Annotated in this window: 22 protein-coding genes and 1 other RNA gene; 17 read left to right on the forward strand and 6 right to left on the reverse strand. The window is 62.3% G+C overall.

Going from position 1 to position 19,664, the window contains the following annotated elements:
• Positions 1 to 252: 252 nt before the first annotated feature.
• The 8 genes from KI797_RS14050 (at position 253) to KI797_RS14085 (ending at position 7,528) form a co-directional block, all read left to right on the forward strand.
• Positions 253 to 567, forward strand: a complete 315-nt coding sequence (locus KI797_RS14050) for a hypothetical protein (RefSeq protein WP_042648987.1) — start codon at positions 253 to 255, stop codon at positions 565 to 567.
• A gap of 200 nt (positions 568 to 767) precedes the next feature.
• Positions 768 to 1,118, forward strand: a complete 351-nt coding sequence (locus KI797_RS14055) for an ArsC family reductase (protein WP_226169766.1) — start codon at positions 768 to 770, stop codon at positions 1,116 to 1,118.
• 18 nt (positions 1,119 to 1,136) lie between these two features.
• Positions 1,137 to 2,264 (forward strand): succinyl-diaminopimelate desuccinylase, encoded by a 1,128-nt coding sequence (gene dapE, locus KI797_RS14060; RefSeq protein ID WP_226169767.1) that lies wholly within the window; start codon positions 1,137 to 1,139, stop codon positions 2,262 to 2,264.
• The gene (locus KI797_RS14065; protein WP_226169768.1) at positions 2,261 to 2,947 is read left to right on the forward strand and encodes a M15 family metallopeptidase; all 687 of its coding nucleotides are present in this window, start codon (positions 2,261 to 2,263) and stop codon (positions 2,945 to 2,947) included. Before dapE ends, KI797_RS14065 begins: the two co-directional genes overlap by 4 nt.
• The gene (locus KI797_RS14070; protein WP_005325762.1) at positions 2,947 to 3,093 is read left to right on the forward strand and encodes a hypothetical protein; all 147 of its coding nucleotides are present in this window, start codon (positions 2,947 to 2,949) and stop codon (positions 3,091 to 3,093) included. The genes KI797_RS14065 and KI797_RS14070 overlap by 1 nt, the downstream gene beginning before the upstream one ends.
• 280 nt (positions 3,094 to 3,373) lie before the next feature.
• Positions 3,374 to 5,101 carry a potassium/proton antiporter gene (locus KI797_RS14075; RefSeq protein ID WP_005325763.1) on the forward strand — a complete coding sequence of 576 codons (1,728 nt, stop codon included), beginning with the start codon at positions 3,374 to 3,376 and terminating at the stop codon, positions 5,099 to 5,101.
• Between the two features lie 89 nt (positions 5,102 to 5,190).
• Entirely contained in the window at positions 5,191 to 6,294 is a 1,104-nt protein-coding gene (locus KI797_RS14080) for a beta-N-acetylglucosaminidase domain-containing protein (protein WP_226169769.1), read from the forward strand.
• 25 nt (positions 6,295 to 6,319) lie between these two features.
• Positions 6,320 to 7,528 carry a cation:proton antiporter gene (locus KI797_RS14085; RefSeq protein ID WP_226169770.1) on the forward strand — a complete coding sequence of 403 codons (1,209 nt, stop codon included), beginning with the start codon at positions 6,320 to 6,322 and terminating at the stop codon, positions 7,526 to 7,528.
• A 76-nt stretch (positions 7,529 to 7,604) separates the two neighbouring features.
• Here KI797_RS14085 and KI797_RS14090 read toward each other — a convergent pair whose 3' ends face one another.
• Positions 7,605 to 8,237 (reverse strand): LysE family translocator, encoded by a 633-nt coding sequence (locus KI797_RS14090; RefSeq protein ID WP_005325766.1) that lies wholly within the window; start codon positions 8,235 to 8,237, stop codon positions 7,605 to 7,607.
• A 163-nt stretch (positions 8,238 to 8,400) separates the two neighbouring features.
• Between KI797_RS14090 and KI797_RS14095 the strand changes: the two genes are divergently transcribed.
• The 3 genes from KI797_RS14095 to KI797_RS14105 all read left to right on the forward strand — a co-directional run bounded on the left by KI797_RS14095 (position 8,401) and on the right by KI797_RS14105 (position 11,004).
• Complete coding sequence (locus KI797_RS14095; protein WP_226169771.1) at positions 8,401 to 10,023, forward strand: methyl-accepting chemotaxis protein; 1,623 nt, start codon at positions 8,401 to 8,403, stop codon at positions 10,021 to 10,023.
• Between the two features lie 157 nt (positions 10,024 to 10,180).
• Positions 10,181 to 10,711, forward strand: coding sequence for a DUF1523 family protein (locus KI797_RS14100; RefSeq protein WP_005325768.1), 531 nt, complete (start codon positions 10,181 to 10,183; stop codon positions 10,709 to 10,711).
• A complete protein-coding gene (locus KI797_RS14105; protein ID WP_043131652.1) occupies positions 10,708 to 11,004 on the forward strand; it encodes a winged helix-turn-helix domain-containing protein in 297 nt (98 codons plus the stop codon). The genes KI797_RS14100 and KI797_RS14105 overlap by 4 nt, the downstream gene beginning before the upstream one ends.
• A 75-nt stretch (positions 11,005 to 11,079) precedes the next feature.
• Here the strand turns inward: KI797_RS14105 and KI797_RS14110 are convergent, their stop codons facing one another.
• Both KI797_RS14110 and rihA read right to left on the reverse strand, forming a co-directional pair.
• A complete protein-coding gene (locus tag KI797_RS14110) occupies positions 11,080 to 11,550 on the reverse strand; it encodes a hypothetical protein (protein ID WP_041206165.1) in 471 nt (156 codons plus the stop codon).
• Positions 11,551 to 11,579: 29 nt separating this feature from the next.
• Positions 11,580 to 12,515 (reverse strand): pyrimidine-specific ribonucleoside hydrolase RihA, encoded by a 936-nt coding sequence (gene rihA / locus KI797_RS14115; RefSeq protein WP_218408985.1) that lies wholly within the window; start codon positions 12,513 to 12,515, stop codon positions 11,580 to 11,582.
• A 174-nt stretch (positions 12,516 to 12,689) separates the two neighbouring features.
• On the opposite strand from rihA, the gene KI797_RS14120 reads away from it, so the two are divergent.
• Complete coding sequence (locus tag KI797_RS14120; RefSeq protein WP_226169772.1) at positions 12,690 to 13,418, forward strand: RluA family pseudouridine synthase; 729 nt, start codon at positions 12,690 to 12,692, stop codon at positions 13,416 to 13,418.
• Positions 13,419 to 13,547: 129 nt separating this feature from the next.
• Here KI797_RS14120 and udp read toward each other — a convergent pair whose 3' ends face one another.
• Complete coding sequence (gene udp / locus KI797_RS14125; RefSeq protein WP_011705364.1) at positions 13,548 to 14,303, reverse strand: uridine phosphorylase; 756 nt, start codon at positions 14,301 to 14,303, stop codon at positions 13,548 to 13,550.
• A gap of 704 nt (positions 14,304 to 15,007) precedes the next feature.
• Between udp and KI797_RS14130 the strand changes: the two genes are divergently transcribed.
• Positions 15,008 to 15,346 carry an outer membrane protein assembly factor BamE gene (locus KI797_RS14130; RefSeq protein ID WP_005325779.1) on the forward strand — a complete coding sequence of 113 codons (339 nt, stop codon included), beginning with the start codon at positions 15,008 to 15,010 and terminating at the stop codon, positions 15,344 to 15,346.
• A 127-nt stretch (positions 15,347 to 15,473) separates the two neighbouring features.
• Entirely contained in the window at positions 15,474 to 16,109 is a 636-nt protein-coding gene (locus tag KI797_RS14135) for an NAD(P)H-binding protein (protein ID WP_226169773.1), read from the forward strand.
• Between the two features lie 97 nt (positions 16,110 to 16,206).
• Here KI797_RS14135 and KI797_RS14140 read toward each other — a convergent pair whose 3' ends face one another.
• Positions 16,207 to 16,566, reverse strand: a complete 360-nt coding sequence (locus tag KI797_RS14140; RefSeq protein ID WP_226169775.1) for an RnfH family protein — start codon at positions 16,564 to 16,566, stop codon at positions 16,207 to 16,209.
• Positions 16,559 to 16,993, reverse strand: a complete 435-nt coding sequence (locus KI797_RS14145) for an SRPBCC family protein (RefSeq protein WP_043133123.1) — start codon at positions 16,991 to 16,993, stop codon at positions 16,559 to 16,561. The genes KI797_RS14140 and KI797_RS14145 overlap by 8 nt, the downstream gene beginning before the upstream one ends.
• A gap of 240 nt (positions 16,994 to 17,233) precedes the next feature.
• Here KI797_RS14145 and smpB point away from each other — a divergent pair, with 240 nt between their 5' ends.
• The 3 genes from smpB to KI797_RS14160 all read left to right on the forward strand — a co-directional run bounded on the left by smpB (position 17,234) and on the right by KI797_RS14160 (position 19,634).
• Complete coding sequence (smpB, locus tag KI797_RS14150) at positions 17,234 to 17,722, forward strand: SsrA-binding protein SmpB (protein ID WP_041206169.1); 489 nt, start codon at positions 17,234 to 17,236, stop codon at positions 17,720 to 17,722.
• A 122-nt stretch (positions 17,723 to 17,844) separates the two neighbouring features.
• Positions 17,845 to 18,204, forward strand: a transfer-messenger RNA (tmRNA) gene (gene ssrA / locus KI797_RS14155).
• A 179-nt stretch (positions 18,205 to 18,383) separates the two neighbouring features.
• A complete protein-coding gene (locus KI797_RS14160) occupies positions 18,384 to 19,634 on the forward strand; it encodes an integrase domain-containing protein (protein WP_201903220.1) in 1,251 nt (416 codons plus the stop codon).
• The last annotated feature ends 30 nt before the right edge of the window (positions 19,635 to 19,664 follow it).

The following is a 19,664-nucleotide window of genomic DNA, read 5'->3' on the forward strand; positions in this document are numbered from 1 at the left end:
GATCCAGTGGTTGGCCTCTCCTTTCTCCTTGTTTTCCATCTAAAAAAGTGGATTTTACGAATCTTATCCGCATTAAACTCCAAATAAACCATCTAAAACAGTTCTTCAATCCAGATCCAACTCACTAGAATGCCGGGCATGGCATCCTGAGCAAGAACCTCCACTTTTTTTGCGTTGGATCAACGCCCGTCAGGGGTGAACTGGCCAAGATGCCCGTCGACACAAAGCGATCATTTCGCACCGGAGAGAGTTATGACAAGCCAAGCCACCGCAGGGACTTCACCCTGCGACTACCAGCTGTGGGACATCCTCGTCGAGTCTGCAAAGGAACGCACCACCATTCGTTATTCCAAACTGGCCAGGCAGGCCGGGCTGGAACAGTGCCAGGATGAGCTGCGCACCCTGCTGCAGCGCATCCGCATGTACTGTACCGAAAACGACCTGCCGATCCTCTCCGCCATCGTGGTGGATGACGTAGGCAAATACACCGGCCTCTCCTCCAGCCTGCCGGATGCGCCCTGGGAACGGGCCCGGGTCTTCGATCACGCATGGACCGCACTGCACTGATAGCCCCCCTTCCTCCAAAACGCGCCCATCGGCGCGTTTTGGCTATCTGGCCCTCGCGCTTTCTTCCCCCTCCCAGCTGGTAAAACCAGCCAGCCCGGCCATGAGCGTTGCCATGGCTGGGCCACAATGCCAGAATCGGGCCCTTGCATGACTTCACGTTCGGATTTCAGGGCCCCGGGCCCGCAGATATAGGATCTCCCATGGCCACCACCCTCTATGGCATCAAGAACTGCGACACCATCAAGAAGGCCCGCAAGTGGCTGGACGAGGCTGGCATCGACTATCGCTTCCATGACCACAGGGTCGACGGCCTCGAGCCTGCCCGGCTGGACGGCTGGCTGGATCGGCTGGGCTGGGAAGCCCTGCTCAACACCCGTGGCACCACCTTCCGTGCCCTGCCGGAGGAGGCCAAACAGGGGCTCGACACCGCCAAGGCCCGTGCCTTGTTGCTGGAGCACCCCGCCATGATCAAGCGCCCGCTGCTGGACCGCGATGGCGAGCTGACCCTGGGGTTCAAGGCAGACCACTATCAATCCCTCTTCTCTCGTTAAATTTTTTAAGGAACGCCGATGTCGGATGTCATCGCACTGGCCAAGGATCTGATCCGCCGCCCCTCAGTTACCCCGCTGGACGAAGGGTGCCAGACCCTGATGGCGGAGCGTCTCGCACGCCTGGGCTTCGTCATCGAGCCCATGGTGTTTGAAGACACCACCAACCTCTGGGCCCGTCGTGGCAGCGAAGGGCCGCTGTTCTGCTTCGCCGGCCACACCGACGTGGTGCCCGCCGGGCCGCTGGAGAAGTGGCACACGCCGCCGTTCGAGCCGACCATCAAGGATGGCATGCTCTATGGCCGCGGCGCCGCCGACATGAAGGGATCGCTGGCCGCCATGGTGGTGGCCACCGAGCGCTTCGTGGCCGAGCATCCGGACCATAAGGGCTCCATCGCCTTCCTCATCACCTCCGATGAAGAGGGGCCCTTCATCAACGGCACTGTGCGCGTCATCGACACCCTGGAGGCGCGCAACGAGAAGATCCGCTGGTGCATCGTCGGCGAGCCCTCCTCCACCAACCTGGTGGGGGACGTGGTGAAGAACGGACGCCGTGGCTCCATCACCGGCGATCTGCTGGTGCGCGGGGTGCAGGGCCACGTGGCTTACCCTCATCTGGCGGACAACCCCATCCACAAGGCGGCGCCTGCATTGACCGAACTGGCGGCGACGGTCTGGGATCAGGGCAACGCCTACTTCCCCCCCACCAGCTTCCAGATCGCCAACATCCAGGCGGGCACCGGCGCCTCCAACGTCATCCCGGGCGAGCTGCAGGTGCAGTTCAACTTCCGTTTCAGTACCGAGCTCACCGATCTCGATATCCGCGAGCGGGTCGAGGCGCTGCTGGATCGCCACGGATTGGACTTTGAACTGAAGTGGACCCTCTCCGGTCAGCCCTTCCTGACCGATACCGGCGCCCTGCTGGAGGCCACCGTCGCCGCCGTGGCCGCGGTCAACGGTCAGCAACCGGCCCTGCTCACCACGGGGGGAACGTCCGATGGACGCTTTATCGCCCCCACCGGCGCAGAAGTCATCGAGCTGGGTCCCGTCAACGCCACCATCCACAAGGTGAACGAGTGCGTGAAGGCGGATGACCTGGATCTGCTGGCGGACATGTACCAAGGGGTGCTGGAGCACTTGCTGGCATGACCCAGGATCAACTGCTTGGGCTCGACGAGAGCCACCTCATCCTGGTGGGGCGCGGGCCCCACCGTCTGACCGCCGCCACGGCGGCGGCCTTCAACGACATGCAGGTGGCGGCGGCCTATGAAGGGTTCAACCTGCAGGCCGCCTCCAGCTGGCGCAGCTTCGAGCGCCAGCTCGCCATCTGGAATGGCAAGTGGCGCGGGGAGCGCCCCCTGCTGGATGCGGACAACCAGCCGCTGGATGCGCTGCAGCTCGATGATATGGAGCGGCTGCACGCCATCCTGCGCTGGAGCGCCCTGCCGGGCACCAGCCGCCACCACTGGGGCACGGATCTCGACATCTATGATCCCGACTGCCTGCCCGTCGGCACCCGGCTGGCGCTGGAGCCCTGGGAATATGAGGCGGGAGGCTGGTTTGCCGACCTTGGCGAGTGGCTCGGGGATCACATGGCCGACTTCGGCTTCTTCCTACCCTATGCCAAACCGCTGGACGCGGCTCAGGGAGTCGCCTACGAGCCCTGGCACATCAGCTTTGCGCCTGAATCCGGCGAACAGCGGCTGGATCCGGATGCGCTGGCGCTTTGCCTGCAACAGGCGGATATTGAAGGCAAGGAGTGCATACTGGCCCATCTCGACGAGATCCTGGCCCACTATGTCACCGCCGGTCACACCGAAAGGAGAATCTGATGAGTCTGTGGTTATGGATAGGCCTGCCGCTGCTGTTTTTGCTCGGGCTGTTTCTCAATGCCATCAAGGACATGAAACAGCTCGAAAAGCAGTTGCCGAAATACAGGGACAAGATCCGGGAAGTCAAGGACGACGAGGACGACTGACCTCCCCCGCAGGAGCACTATGGCGCTCCCGCGACCCTACCCTGGCCCCTTGCCGGGGTCGGTTCCCACCTGCTGACGACGGGACGCCCGTCCCCTGAAAAATGACATCGATTGCCACTCATTCCCCCTCTTTTTTGCCCCCCTTCCGCCCTGCGACAACTGCTTAAAAACGGCACAACAACCGTAAAAAACTGCAAATCGATGCACAATTAAGCCACACAAAGGGGGGCAATCTGCATATAATGTGCCTGTTTTGCCGACCGCAATAAGGAGTTCGCCATTGGATGCCACCACCATCAACAGTTTCTTTTTTATCGGTGCCTTGTTGGTGGGAGCCAGTGTCCTGTTGAGCACGCTCTCGTCCCGGGTCGGCATCCCCATCCTGGTCATCTTCCTCGCCGTCGGCATGCTGGCCGGTGAGGATGGCCCCGGCGGCATCCACTTCGCCGACTACTCGGTCGCCTACCTGGTGGGCAACCTGGCGCTGGCCATCATCCTGCTGGACGGCGGCATGCGCACCCGGGTCTCCTCGTTTCGGGTGGCGCTCTGGCCCGCCCTGTCGCTCGCCACCGTCGGGGTGGCCATCACCACCGGCCTCACGGGGCTCGCCGCCGCCTGGCTGTTTGATCTCAACCTGATGCAGGGGATGCTGATCGGCGCCATCGTCGGCTCCACCGATGCGGCGGCGGTGTTCTCTCTGCTCGGCGGGCGCAGCCTCAACGAGCGGGTCAGCGCCACCCTGGAGATAGAGTCGGGCAGCAACGATCCCATGGCGGTGTTTCTCACCGTCACCCTGATCGAGGTGCTGGCCACCGCCCAGCAGGGGCTGGACGCCGGCTTCCTGCTGCTGCAACTCGTCAAGCAGTTTGGCCTCGGCGCCGGCATCGGCCTCTGTGGGGGCTGGCTGCTGTGGAAACTCATCAACACGGCCCGCCTGGCCCCCGGGCTCTACCCTCTGCTCACCGTCAGCGGCGGCCTGCTGATCTTCGCCCTCACCACGGCGGTGGGGGGCAGCGGCATCCTCGCCATCTACCTCACCGGCCTGTTGCTTGGCAACCTATCCCTGCGCAGCCGCAGCACCACCTTGTCGGTGCTGGACGGTCTGACCTGGCTGAGCCAGATCGGCATGTTCCTGGTGCTGGGGCTGCTCGCCTCCCCCCACAAGCTGCTGCCCATCGCCGTGCCGGCGCTGGCGCTGGCCATGTGGATGATCCTGTTTGCCCGCCCGGTGTCGGTGTGGATCGGGCTGCTGCCGTTCAAGAACTTCGCCCCCCGGGAGCGCTGGTTCATCTCCTGGGTAGGCTTGCGCGGCGCCGTGCCCATCATACTGGCGGTCTTCCCCATGATGGCGGGGCTGCCCAACGCCCAGCTCTACTTCAATGTCGCCTTCTTCGTGGTGCTGGTCTCCCTCATCCTGCAGGGCAGCTCGCTGCCGCTGGCCTCCCGGCTGGCACGGGTGGAGGTCCCGGCACCGCCGTCACCCATCAATCGCTCCGGGCTCGAGATCGATCTCGACAGCCAGTGGGAGACCTTCGTCTATCGCCTGAGCGCCGAGAAGTGGTGCATCGGCTCGCCGCTGCGGGAGCTGCGCATGCCGGAAGGCACCCGCATCTGCGCCCTGTTCCGCGGCCGGGAGCTGCTGCACCCCTCGGGCAGTACCTGCCTGCAGTCGGACGACATCCTCTGCGTCATCGGCCACGAGCGCGATCTCCCCGCCCTCGGCCAGCTGTTCAGCCAGGCGCCGGAACAGGATCTCGGCCCACGCTTCTTCGGTGACTTCCTGCTGGAGGCCACCGCCAGGCTGGTGGATCTCGCCCCGCTTTACGGACTGGATGTGAGCGAGGTGGCGGATCAGACTCTCGGCGATTTCATTGCCCATCAGTTGGGCGATAATCTGGTGGTGGGTGACCACGTCGCCTGGCAGGGCCTGCTCTGGACGGTGGCGGAGATGGAAGAGGGCGAGCCTCGCAAGATAGGGGTGCGCTTCCTGGAAGAAGATCCGGTCTAGGACGCCAACCGGACCCTGTTCAATACACATACTCGGCGCCAATTCACGACAAGACGGTGAACCGGCGCCCGGCGAGAAGGGAGTGACCCATGCCTTATCAAACCCTGTTGTCTGGTCTGTATCCTCCCTCGCCCCGACTGGGGCTGATCGAGGGCTTCTTCGGCAAGGGCTGGAGCTGGGAGGCACGCGCCCGCTACGCCCAGTGGCTGCCCCGCCATGGTTATGGCTTCTACCTCTATGCCCCCAAGGAAGACGGCTATCTGCGCAAGCACTGGGCCGAGCCCTGGCCGAAGGAACAGCTCGCCCACCTGAGCCAGCTGGCCCAGCAGTGCCGCGAAAACGGCCTCGCCTTCGGGGTGGGCCTGAGCCCCATGGGCGCCCATCACGACTACCCGCACAAACGCCCGGCCCTGCTCGAGAAGGTGCGCCTCATCGAGGAGGCGCTCAAGCCCGACATATTGGCGGTGCTGTTTGACGACATGAAGGGGGATACCCCGGATCTCGCCCACTGGCAGCTCACCATCGCCCACGACATCGCCGCCCACACCGGCGCCAGCCGTCTCATCTTCTGCCCCAGCTACTACTCGACGGACCCGGTGCTGGAGAAGGTGTTCGGCGCCATGCCGCCCCACTATCTGACGGATCTGGGCCAGGGGCTGGACAAGCGTTTTGACATCTTCTGGACCGGCCCCCGGGTCTGCTCCACCGAGTACCCGGCCGCACACCTCAAACAGGCCGCCGACTGGCTGCACCGCAAGCCGTTCCTGTGGGACAACTACCCGGTCAACGACGGCAGCAAGGCGAGCAGCTTCCTGCACCTGCGTGCCTTCGAGAACCGCCCCGCCGAACTGGCGGAGCTGACCGCCGGTCACGCGGTCAACCCCATGAAGCAGGCGGCGCTCTCGGTGCTGCCGCTCGCCACCTTGCCCATGAGTTATCGACTCGGCCGCCAGTACGACCCGGACAAGGCGCTGCACGCCTCCCTCAACGCCACCTGCGGGCCGCAGATCTCCGCCATGATCCAGGCCGATCTGCCGCTGTTCCAGGACATCGGCCTGGCCCAGCTCACCCCGGAGCAGATCATCCACCTCAAGAGCCGTTACCTGCCGTTCCAGGATCAGGCCTGCGTGGGCGAGATCCTGCGCTGGCTGGTGGGGGAATACGTGTTCGATCCGGACTGCCTGACCGACTGACCCCCTTATGTGTTGAGGAGAGGGTATGGATGCATCCCTGATTTACCAGAATCTGGCGGTGATCGCCGCCTTCTTGCTGATCTACAGCCTGATTGCCGGGCGGTTTGAATCCCGTCTTGTCAACGGCCCGCTGCTGTTCATGCTGGTGGGCTGGCTGCTGGGACAGGGCGGCGTTGGACTGCTCTCCCTCTCCATCAACAGCGAAGGGATCAAGCTGCTGGCCGAGCTCTCGCTGGTCATCGTGCTGTTCAACGACGCCGCCAACACCAACTGGCAGGTGTTGCAGGCCAACAGGCAACTGCCTATCCGGCTGCTGCTCATCGGTCTGCCCCTCACCCTGGTCTGTGGGGCCCTGTTCGGCCACTGGCTCTTCCCCGACTTGCCGCTACTGGAGATGGCCATCCTCTCCACCATTCTCGCCCCCACCGATGCGGCGCTGGGCAAAGCCGTGGTGAGCAACCCTGTGGTGCCTGCGCCGGTGCGCGAAGGGCTCAATCAGGAGAGCGGCCTCAACGACGGCATCTGTGTGCCCGTGCTGCTCCTGCTGCTCGCCCTCATCGCCCCCACCGAACAACATGCGGGCACCGCCACGCTGGCCATCACCCTGATGCTGGAGGAGATAGGCATAGGTCTGCTGGTCGCCTTCGTGCTGACCAGCCTCACCATCCGGCTGCTCAAGGCCTCCTACCTGAACGGCTGGCAGTTGCCACTCTGGCGCCAGCTCACCATGCCGGGACTGGCCCTGCTCTGCTTTGCCCTGGCCCAGACCCTGGGGGGCAGCGGCTTCATCGCCGCCTTCGTGGGCGGCCTCTTGATCGGCCGCAGGCTGGGGGAACACAAGCACGCCTACATGGACAGCTGCGAGGGGTACGGGGATCTGCTCTCCGTGGTGATCTGGATGGTCTTTGGTGCCACTCTGCTCCCCACGTTGCCCGAGCTGATTCAGTGGCAATACTGGCTCTATGCCGTTGCCAGCCTGACCCTGCTGCGGATGGTACCGGTCTGGCTCAGCCTCATCGGTACCGGCCTCAAGCCGGAGCTCAAGCTCTTTATCGGCTGGTTCGGGCCGCGGGGCCTTGCCAGCATCGTCTTCGCGGTGATGGTATTGCAAAACCAGCCGGCGCTCATCGGCCAGCGCCCCATCATCGCCACCGTGCTCTGCACCATCATCCTGAGCGTCATCCTCCACGGCCTGACCGCCAATCCCTGGGTCGAGCGCTTCAAGCCTCGCTGATCCCCAACCTGTACTCATGAAAAATGCCACCGACCGGTGGCATTTTTACCTTATTGCTGCACATCAGCGATGGCACTCAGCCGAAGGCCAGCCAGACGCCGACAAACAGCATGAGCGAGCCCGCGATCCGGTTCATCAGGGTCACGTTGCCGCTCCTGGCGAGGAAGTGGCGCAGGGTGCGGCCACCGCTCGCGTAAAGCAGCAGGCAGGAGAACTCGATGAGGAGGATGAGCACCACCAGGGCGCTGATCTGTGGCGCCATCGGCTTGGCCGCATTGATGAAGGGGGGCAGCAGGGAGACCATGAAGGCCCAGCCCTTGGGATTGGCGATGGCGGTGACGAAACCCTGCAGCGCCAGCCCGAGCGGCCTGGTCTCCTGCCCGGCCGAGAGATCTGCCGGAATCGCCATCTTGCCCTTGGCCTGCCACATCTGGATGCCGAGCCAGACCAGATAGGCACCGCCCACGTACTTGAAGGCCGAAAACAGGGCTGGATAGTTGAGCATGACGGCCGCCACCCCGACCACCGACAGCACGGAGACCAGGCCGACGCCGATGAGCTCCCCCCACATCATGTGCAGGGTACGACGCACCCCCAGGCTCATGCCCAGGGTCATCGCCAGGGTCATGCACATGCCGGGGGTCACGGAGACAAAGAAGAACGTGGGAACAAAGAGCGCCAAGATGGCGGGATCAATCCAGTGGGACACACTACACCTCCAGGTAACAAGCAGACGATCTTGCCTATCACACTCTTTTAACACAAGAAAAACTTTTGCGTTCAGCAAGAATTCAGCATTAAAAACCCTGTGACAAGGATTGTCGCACCTGTGTAAGATGCGGCCTTACTCCTCTTTCGAGTCAGGATCTTTCATGTCTTTGAATAATCTGTCCATTCGTCTGCAAGTTCTCATTCCGCTACTGCTAGCCAGCCTGCTGATGCTGCTCATGGCCGTGGTCAGCAAGCAGGAGATCGACGGCGCCATCAGGGGCATGAACAACACCACCGCCAGCGTCACCCGTCACAAGGACGACATCGCCGCGCTGATCCACGCCACCTACCGGCTGCGCACCAACGCCATCTACGGTCTCTACGATAAGGCCCGCTTCGCCGAGCTGCCCGTCACGCTGAATGCCGCCGAGCAGGAGATCAACGGCCTCTTGTCCCGGCTGGTGATCCCCGGTGCCGAGCAGGACAACAGCCAGGTAGCGGCGGCCCTGCAGGCCTATCTCGGCCACACCCGCAGCAACATGCTGCCACTGCTGGCACAAAAGCATGGGGACGGGGTAGAACCCGCCGGCTATGAGCAATCCCGGCTGCGCTTTCGCGAGCTGGGGGAGCAGTTGATCAAGCAGATTGACACCCTCTCTGCCCACATCAATCAGCTGATCCAGCAGGAGATAGCCCAGGAGCAGGCCCACTACCACGCCACCCTGCTGCAGACCCTGCTGCTGATGGCCGCCACCCTGGTCGCGGCACTCTGCGGCGGCTGGTGGCTCTCCGGTCGCATCGTCCAGCCCATCGGCCAGTTGCAGGAGGTGATGCACGCCGTCGCCCTCGGCCGCTTCAACGTGCGCGCCAGGGCAGAAGGCAACAACGAGCTGGGCCAGCTCGCCAAAGACATCAACCAGACCCTGAGCCAGCTTGGCAACACCATTCAGACCCTGACCGGCATCAGCGGCAACGTGGCCTCAGCCGCCACCGAGCTGGCCGCCGTCATGACCCAGTCCGAGGCCAACGCCCAGCAGCAGCGCAGCGAGACCGAGCAGGTGGCTTCCGCCGTCACCGAGCTGGCCAGCACTGCCGACAATGTCAACCACAACGCCGCCCTGGCCGATGAGCTGGCGCGGGACGCCAACCGTCGGGTCGAGCAGGGGCTGGCGCTGTTTGCCGAGAGCATCCAGGCCAACGGCCGCATGACCGGCAGCCTGGAAAACGCCGCCACCGTGGTGGCTCAGCTCAAGTCCCAGTCCGAGCAGATCGGCAAGGTGATCGAGGTGATTCAGAGCATCTCGGAGCAGACCAACCTGCTGGCGCTCAACGCCGCCATCGAGGCCGCCCGCGCCGGCGAAACCGGCCGTGGCTTTGCGGTGGTGGCCGACGAGGTGCGCCTGCTGGCGGCGCGGACCCAGGACTCCACCAAGGAGATCCAGGTCATCATAGAGCAGTTGCAGAGCCAGTCCCTGTCGGCCAACAGCGGCGTGCAGGAGACCCTGGAGATCCTCGGCCACAACCAGCGCCTCTCCGCCGAGGTACAAGACTTGCTGGGGGGCATCACCGAGGCGGTCAACCAGATCAATGGTGCCAATGCCCAGGTGGCCACCGCCGCCGAGGAGCAATCCTGCGTCACCGCCGACATCAGCCGCAACATCACCAACATCCACGAGATAGTGAACCAGAACGTGGCCGGCATCAGCCAGAGCGCCGCCGCCAGTCACGAACTGTCACAGCTCGCTGAGCAGCAGCGCAGGCAGCTCGCCCAGTTCCAGCTGTAATACTCCCCTCTCGTTGACAGACTCCGGGCCCCGCCCCGGGGTCTGCCCCTCCCGTTTAAAACGGCTTTTTGCCAACAAGGCGCCATTGGGGGCTGGGCTGTATCCGCAAATATGGGTATGGTAGAGGCACGTCATTCCCCCTCACCCAGAGAACACCATGAGCCTGAAGTTCAAGAAACCCGCTTTTATCACGCTCGGCCTCATCGCCCTGCTATCCGCGCTCTGGCTCGATTTCTATCTGCCGGAACACACCATCGCCACCATCACCGGGGTCGAGGTGAAGCGCACCGACAAGGATGGTCCCATCAGCCAGAAGAACCCGGCCGACGGCCCCATCACCGACGTCTATTACATCTACACCGAGCGTCCCGGCGAGAAGATCCGGGTGTTCCGCAACGAAGACACCGGCTGGGGCTGGCCCTTCTACTTCAAGTTCAATGCTGCCGACGTCCAGGCCAAGGCCAAGTCCATGGAATTCGAGAAGCGCCTGGCCATCATCACCTCCTACGGCTGGCGGGTGAACATGTTCTCCCTCTTCCCCAACGTCACCAAGATTGAGAGCACAGAGCCCGATGCCTCCACCTGGAGCTTCTTCCGCTGGTTCTGGTTCGGTATCTGGGCGCTGGTGATGGGCAAGGCCGCCATCGCGACCTGGCGCTACTTCGACCGTCTCGAGGACGAGATATGAGCGAACCGAGCAAGACCCGCTCCAGCTTCTACCGGCGGCTCTACGTGGCCCATCTGATCAGCCAGGGCACGGACACAGTGCCCGCCATCATGGCCGCCACCGGCATGCCCAGGCGCACCGCCCAGGATACCCTGACGGCCCTGGCTGAGCTGGACATCAGCTGCGCCTTCGAGCAGACCGAGGGGGCCCGCCACCTGCAGGGTCACTACCGCATCAGCGACTGGGGGCCCATCAACCCCGCCTGGATAGCGTCCCAGCTCCCCGCCATCAAGCAGACCCTGGGTTATCCCTGAGGACGATCTGGCAACAGATAAAAAGAGAGGGGAGCCCGTGGCTCCCCTCTCTCATGGTCATCAGGATGCCCTTTCCTACTCCGGGAAGGGCTCTTCCGGCAGCGGCTCCGCCGACTCCCCCCGGGTGCAGTCGATGATGGAGCGCTTGGGGTTGCCAGGATCACGCAGCAGCAGGGGAGCCTCCCCCCTGTCGTGTTTCTGTTCATCCGCAAACTCGCTGCCGTAGGCGTTGTGGGTCAGCCTGCGCGCATTGGCGATGGGGGTATCCACAAACAGGGCGTGCACCTCGAAGGTCGAAGCCGGGATCAGAAAGCCCGTGATGGGCAGGCCATGAAGCTCCTGGTGGGTCTTGTACCAGGCGAAGCCGTCTGACGTCTTGTCGGGGGTGAAGGTCTTGAGCAGCGGGTGGGACGGCTCACCGCTCTCGCTGTCCAGGTAGAGATCGTCCAGATCGCAGGTCGCCAGCCCCTGCCACATCCTCTCGAAGGGGGTGGCACAGGCCGTCAATTGCATACATGTCAGCAGTGCCAACGTCCCTTTCCACATGCCCAACCCCTTATCCGATGTCGAAGAACTTAGTCAAATGCCCTTAGGCGCCCCACCAGCAGATCGATGAAGCCGACCCTGTCCAGCCCCAGCAACACCCGCGCATTGGCCGGTTTGCCGGTGAGCCCGTAGCGATCCACCACCGTCATCCCAACAGTATGCCTGCCCTGGGTCTCTATGCCGACCCAGCAATCCTGCCCATGAAAGAGCGACGGCGCCAGCAACCAGGCGATGGTACAGGGGTCATGGAGCGGCGCGCCAGCAAATCCCCACTTGGGATCCCGATGGTAGATCATGAAGAAATCGAGCAGGTCCGCCACGCACTGGGCCACCGGGTTGGGAATGGCACGCACCCGCGCTATATCCTCGTCCATCACCTGAGCCTGGTGGGTCACATCCAGCCCGCACAGGGTGATGGGAATGCCGGCGCTGAACACCATATCGGCCGCTTCCGGGTCCACATAAATATTGAATTCCGCCGCCGGGGTCCAGTTGCCCGCCCCCGCCGCGCCGCCCATCAAGACGATGCGGCCAATCCTGGATTTCAACTCGGGGTGGGCCGCCAGCAGCAGGGCGATATTGGTGAGGGGACCGGTCGGCACCAGGGTGACCGGCTCCGGGCTCTCGCGCAGGCACTTGGCCATCAATTCGAGGCCCGTCATGGCCTGGGGCGCAAAGGCGGGATCCGGCAGTGTGGGGCCGTCCAGACCCGACTCCCCGTGGACGTTGTCGGCGATGATAAGTTCGCGCATCAGCGGCTTGGGGGCCCCCGCCGCCACCGGAATGTCGTGGCGACCGAGCAGGGTGAGGATGCGCAGGGCGTTGTTGAGGGTCTTGTCCGGGGTCTGGTTGCCTGCGCTGGTGGTCACCGCCAGCACCTTGAGTTCCGGGCTCGCCAGCGCCAGGATGAGGGCGATGGCATCATCGTGGCCGGGATCGCAATCGAGAATAACGGGCAACGCCATGGAGAGGCTCCTTACGACATGACAGGGAGCCATACCTTAGCAAGCCGGCGCCGAATGAACTCGGGAAGGGGTCACAAAACAGCGTCGTCCTGCATTATCAATCACTTGCCACCAGGCACCCCAGGCAGGACCTGGCCAGCTCACGCCGATTCGCCCCGCGCCACCGCTTGGAGTATGATCGCCCCCCGTTTCCAGCCCGTGCGCCCCATGTCTGTTATCGTCGATACCTTTATCGCCCCCCCTTGCAATGCCCAAATAGAGGTCCTGTTCGAGGATGAACACCTGCTGCTCATCAACAAGCCGAGCGGACTGCTCAGCCTCTCGGGCAAGAACCCGCAGAACCTCGACTCTGTCCACCATCGGCTGGTGCAGGATTACCCCGGCTGCACCCTGGTGCACCGCCTCGACTTTGGCACCTCAGGCCTCATGGTGGTGGCCAGAGACAAGGGCATCAACGGGATGCTGTGCCAGCAGTTCAGCCAGCGGGCGGTGAGCAAGGCCTATGACGCCCTGCTGTGCGGCCATCTGGCGGACGATGAGGGGGTGATCGAGGCGCCCATCGCCAAGGATCCGGCGATCTTCCCACTGATGAAGATCTGCGCCAGCGGCAAGCCCGCGCGCTCCCGCTATCGGGTGGTGGAGCGACTGGTGCGCGAGGGCGCGAGGGGCGAGCCCTTGCCATTGACCCGGGTCAGCTTGGTGCCGGAGACAGGCCGCACCCATCAGCTGCGCATCCACAGCCAGCTGCTGGGTCATCCCATACTCGGCTGCGATCTCTACGGCGGTCTGGAGCTGCCGGGTTGCGAGCAGGCGCCACGGCTGATGCTGCATGCCAGCGCGCTGGATTTCGTGCATCCGGTGAGCGGCGAGCCGATGGCCGTCAAGTGTCCCGCCCCTTTCTAGGGACGTTGGCCGACATCAAACGGATTGGGAGGGGAAAACAGAGAGGCGAAGGGGAAAAGGGCAAACGGCGGATAAAGATAGGGGCCGCGCTTTCGCAACGGCCCCCACCCCCCACTCGTGGTGGTGCTATCAGATCAGCTTGCGGGCAGCACCCAGTACGATCTTGATGGCATCAGATTCGGTTTTCGCCATGGTCTCGGCGTTCGGGATTTCCTGCTGGGTACGGTTGACGATGACGCCAGCCACCATACCGGCGCGCAGGCCCTGGCTGGTGCACATGGTCAGCAGGGTAGCGGACTCCATCTCGTAGTTCAGCACGCCCATGGCTTGCCACTCTTTCATGGAACCCTGGAAACGGCTCACGACGCGGCCGGATACGGTGTCGTAACGCTCCTGACCCGGGTAGAAGGTATCGGAGGAGGCAGTCACACCGATATGCAGCTTGGAACCCAGCTCTTTGGCGGTGTTGACCAGCGCGGTAGTGCAGTCGAAGTCGGCCACGGCCGGGAACTCCATGGGCGCGAAGTGCAGGCTGGCACCGTCGAGGCGCACTGAACCGGTGGTGACGATCACGTCGCCCACATTCAGGTGCGGCTGGATGGCACCTGTGGTGCCGATGCGCAGGAAGGTACGGATGCCCAGCTGAGCCAGCTCTTCCACCGCGATGGAAGTGGACGGGCCACCGATACCGGTGGAGCAGATGATCACGGCCTTGCCGTCCATCTCGCCGCGCCAGGTAGTGAACTCACGATGGCTGGCCAGGTGCACAGGGTTATCCAACAGCTCTGCGATGCGCTTCACGCGCTCGGGGTCACCGGGAACGATCGCCAGGGTGGCGCCTTGCAGATCCGCTTTCTTCAAACCCAAGTGAAATACATCAGACATAGTGGACTCCTGGTTGCATCCCGCCGCCTCGCAGCCGAGCGCAGTTAAGGTGATTCTTTATGGTATTTTCGAGCCTGTTTCCCTCTATCGGGGAAGGCGCCAACTATGGTCGAAAGCGCTTTCCAATTCCTTGACGCGCTTCACACTTCCACGCATCCGAGGCGCTAAAAAACCGGCAAAACGTTTGCTAACATGATGAATTTCTTGAAAAACGTTTTTACACCGAACAAGAGGCAAGCGCCCTTGTCAATCCCCCCCCAGGGCCCGGCTTTTCGGTACGCGATCGAGTTCATAAAGTTGTCAATCAGATACCATTGATCCCGCGTCATCCCCTTGACGCTGTATGTAGGTACCACATACGACTTAATGACCCCCCATCATGGCAACATCCAGGGCCATGGGTAACCCGCCGCGAAAGATGAAAAACCTTTCTGGGGAAAACGACAAGCAGCACACTCCGGGATCAGGGTCGATGACCTTGATGTGCAGGCCGAGCGCACCCTCAAGCAGGTCTGCGGCTTCGCCGATACCGTTCGCCGAGATCGTCGCCCTCTTCCGCGCCGCCATGTGAGGGGCTGTGGTTTGTCAGGGCCGCCACGCAGCCCTTTTTATTGGCAGGAGGATCAATGGCTTTTTACTTCCGCACGGGGAGTGGGTATGATTTGCCGAGCTAAAAAAGACTGTATGGATGATCTGAACCCGATATGCGGATGAAACACCTGATTGCCGCGGCCCTGACCGCCCTCACCCTGTCCGGTTGCAGCCTGGTCTATCGCATCGATATTCCTCAGGGCAACTATGTGGAACAAAAGCAGGTCGACAAGCTGCGCCAGGGCATGACCCGCGAGCAGGTCGAGTTCGTGCTGGGTTCTCCCATGCTGCGCGACGGCTTTGACCCCAACACCTGGTACTATCTCTATGAGTTCCAGCCAGGTCGTGGTGACAAGGAGCGCAAGGAGCTGACCCTGAACTTCGTGGGTGACAGACTCGCCACCGCCACGGGTGACTTCCCCCTCCCCGCCGCCTTCACCACCCCGCTCTGACAGCATCATAAAACCGGCCAAGGCCGGTTTTTTCTTGTCTGGCCTCCGATCGGGTTCCGCAGGGGCGCGCTCCCTGAACCATGATCAAGGACGTCAACGCCCCTCATCATCCCCTCAAGGAGATCACATGAGCCAGATCCTGATCGCCGGGGCAACCGGCCTGGTAGGCCAGGCCCTCATCCGACAGCTCGGCCCCGAGCACCAGCTGACCCTGCTCTGCCGCCAGCCGGGCGAGGCCGCCCCCAACCGGCACTGGCTGCCGGTAGACTTCGAACGCCTAAACGAGGTGGCGCTACCCGGCCCCGTCGACATGGCTTTCTGCTGCCTCGGCACCACCCGCAAGGACGCCGGCTCCGATGAGGCCTTTCGCCGGGTCGATCACGACTATGTGCTGGCCTTTGCCGCCCTCGCCCGCCGCCACGGCTGCCGGCGCCTGCTGGTCGTCTCCAGCCTGGGGGCCAATTCGCGCTCTCCCGCCCTCTATCCCCGCACCAAGGGCGAGATGGAGCAGGCCTTGCTGGCCCAGGAGTGGCAACGACTCGTCATATTGCGCCCCGCCATGCTGCTCGGCCATCGCCAGCCTCCGCGCCGCTCAGAGCAGATAATTCAGGCCATCTATCCCTGCATAAAGCCCCTGCTGCAGGGGCCCCTCAGGCGCTGGCGGGCCATAGAGGCGAGCCAGGTGGCACATGCCATGACGGTGCTCGCCAACCAGGCTCAGGGGGTAGAGATAGTGCAAAACGAGCGGCTGCTCACCCTGTGATGACGCGGGGGCCTCTATCTTCCCATAGGCTCCTGGCGGCGGCACTGAATCAAAAAGAGGCGCAATGGCGCCTCTTCTGTTCTCCCTTGCCAGCCCATCAGGCCGGGTCGGCATCGTCCCGCTTGCGGTGCACGTCGGGGCGCCCGCCGGTGACCACATCGGCCCGCCCCTCTTCCTTGGCCTTCTCGGCCCGCTTCTTGCGCATCTCCTTGGGATCGGCGATGAGGGGGCGGTAGATCTCGATGCGATCCCCGTCCTGCACCAGCTCGCTGCCCTTGACCGGACGGCTGTAGATGCCGAACTTGTTGACCGAGAGATCGATCTCCGGGTGTTTCTGCACTATGCCGGACTGCTCGATGGCAGCCAGCACGCTGGTGCCCGGGGCCACCCGGATACACAGCACGGTTTGCCGCTCGGGCAGGGCATAGGCCACTTCGACATTGAGCAGATCAGACACCGTAGACCACCTTGGCACGGTTGGAGAAGGCGAGCACCATGGAGCCCACCAGGTCGCGGAAGATCTGGCCAAAGGCCAGCTCGATCAGCTTGGAGGTAAATTCAAAGTCGAGATCGAACTCCACCTTGCAGGCATCCACGTCCAGCGGCGTGAAGGTCCACCAGCCCGCCAGCTTGCTGAAGGGGCCCTCCACCAGTTCCATCTTGATGGCGCGGTTGGCATCGAGCAGGTTGCGGGTGGTAAAGGTCTTGGCGATGCCTGCCTTGGCCACATCCACCGAGGCCATCATGTAATCCTCACCCGTCTCGTGAACGCGGCTGCCGACACAGCCGGGCAGAAACTCGGGATACGCGTGAACATCATTGACCAGACGGAACATTTGTTCCGCGCTGAACATCACCAGGGCACTGCGAGTAATACGGGGCATGGGCTTTCCTCATCCAATCGGGCCGATTTTATCACCTTGCCAGCCAAAATCACCGCCGAAACTGCTCACCTGACCGCCACACGCGCAATTGCCGCCCCTGATGACCAGCTTTACGTCACCTTGCCAACCAAAAACATCACCGAACTGCTCACAAAGCCGCCACTCGAGTGGTTGCGCGTTTTACAGCCGCCGCCACCCACGTATAATGCGCCTTCCTAAACATTGCCGAAGGCCCCCGTCATGAGCAAAAAGAACAGTAAAAACAAAGCCGGGTCCAGCACTATTGCACTCAACAGAACCGCCCGTCACGAGTACTTCATCGAAGAGCGCGTGGAAGCCGGCCTGTCCCTGCAAGGGTGGGAAGTCAAATCCCTGCGGGCGGGCAAGGCCAACATCAGCGAAGCCTATGTCATCTTCCTGCAGGGCGAAGCCTTCCTGTTCGGCTCCAGCTTCCTGCCGCTGAACGCCGCCTCCAGCCACGTGGTGTGTGACCCGACTCGCACCCGCAAGCTGCTGCTGAGCCGCCGTGAACTCGACAAGCTCGAGAGCCTGGTTGCCCGCCAGGGCTACACCATAGTGCCGCTGGCGCTCTACTGGAAAGAGTGCTGGGTCAAGGTCGAGATCGGCCTGGTGAAAGGCAAGAAAGAACACGACAAGCGGGAAGACACCAAGGCCCGGGAATGGGACCGTGAGAAGGCCCGCATCATGAAGAACAAGAACCGCGGTTGATTGTGCGCCGCCAGCGCCCGTGGGGCGACCAATAAACCAGCAATCGACCGGCCCATGCCGGTCGATTGCCATCAACGCCTTGCCATGGCAGGATTTTTGCGTACAATCGCTTTTGACAACTTGGGGCTGATTCTGGATTCGACAAGATTCACGAAACCCAAGGTGCATGCCGAGGTGCGGTAGGCCTCGTTAACAAACCGCAAAAAAATAGTCGCAAACGACGAAAACTACGCACTCGCAGCTTAATAACCTGCGCTGAGCCCTTCTCCCCTAGCTTGCCTGTGTCCTAGGGAATTGGAAGGTCATCCTTCACAGGATCGTGTGGAAGTCCTGCTCGGGGCGGAAGCATTAAAACCAATCGAGCTAGTCAATTCGTGGCGTGTCTCTCCGCAGCGTGTTGGCGAATGTAAAGAGTGACTAAGCATGTAGTACCGAGGATGTAGTAATTTTGGACGGGGGTTCAAATCCCCCCAGCTCCACCAAACAATGTTCCGGCCGGGAACGAAGAAGTACAAAAACCCGCAAGATTCAACGTCTTGCGGGTTTTTTGTTGTCCGCAGTAGTCCGAGCAAGTCGCCTAAATCCAGCCATAAGAGTAACATCTACGGTCACATTGGTTTTGTAACACCGGTTTTGGTGTTACTACTGGGGGGAATGTGCCGTGAGTAAAGACAAGCTGACCGACTCAAAGCTGAGAACCGCCAAGCCTGAAGCCAAGGAATACAGCTTGGGTGACGGTGACGGGCTTTACCTAAGGGTTAAGCCGAATGGTGCGAGGCTCTGGGTGTTCAACTACTACAGGCCGAGCGACAAGAAGCGCGCCAACATCAGTTTTGGCCCCTACCCTGATGTTACTCTTGCCGCAGCTCGAGAACGGCGGCGAGAGGCTCGTGCCCTATTGGCTCAAGCAATTGACCCCAAACGCCATAAAGAAGAGCAGATCGCCATCGTTCAGGCTCAGCAAGAGGCCTGCTCCAACACGTTCGAACGAATGGCTGCCAAGTGGCTGGAACTGAAACGGCACGACGTTAGCGAAGCCTATGCCGCCGATTCGTGGCGCTCCCTTGAGCTGTATGTGCTGCCTTTCATCGGCTCCATGCCCATCGACCAGATACGCGCCCCCCTGGTGATCGAACTACTGCGCCCTATTGAGGCTGATGGCAAGCTGGAGACAGTGCGCCGGCTGTGTCAGCGGATAAACGAGATCCTCGACTACACCGTTAACCACGGCCTGCTTGATGCCAACCCCTGCTCCGCCATTCGCAAAGTGTTCAAGAAGCCCGCCAAGAAGCATATGCCTACGCTCAAGCCGGAGGAGTTACCACTGCTGATGTCCGACATTGCCAACGGTAGGCTAGACCACACTACCCGCTGTCAGATTGAATGGAGCCTGCACACCCTGGTTCGCCCTGGTGAGTCGGCGGGCACCCGCTGGGATGAGATAGACATGGAGGCCAAGGTTTGGAACATCCCCGCTGACCGGATGAAGATGGAGCGCCCCCACCGGGTTCCGCTGACCCCACAAGCGTTGGCCCTTCTGGAGCGGATGAAGCCGATCAGCGGCCACCGCCCCTTCGTGTTCCCCGGCTACCGTGATCCGCTCGGCCATATCAACGACCAGAGCGCGAATGCCGCCCTCAAGCGACTGGGTTATGGCGGACGGCTGGTGGCCCACGGTTTGCGCTCGCTCGGCAGTACCACCCTCAACGAACAAGGGTTCAATCCTGACGCTATCGAAGCGGCGCTGTCCCACGCCGACGATAACGAGATCCGCCGCGCCTATAACCGCAGCGACTACTACGAACAGCGGGTGATCATGATGAGCTGGTGGAGCAACCACATAGAGCAGGCCAGCCAGGGGAACCTTTCTCTGGCTAGCGGCTTTAAAGCATTGAAGGTGGTGGGAGAATAACCCCAGCCTAACGACTTGCTGGGCCTATCT

Source organism: Aeromonas media (assembly GCF_020423125.1).
Taxonomy (GTDB): domain Bacteria; phylum Pseudomonadota; class Gammaproteobacteria; order Enterobacterales; family Aeromonadaceae; genus Aeromonas; species Aeromonas media.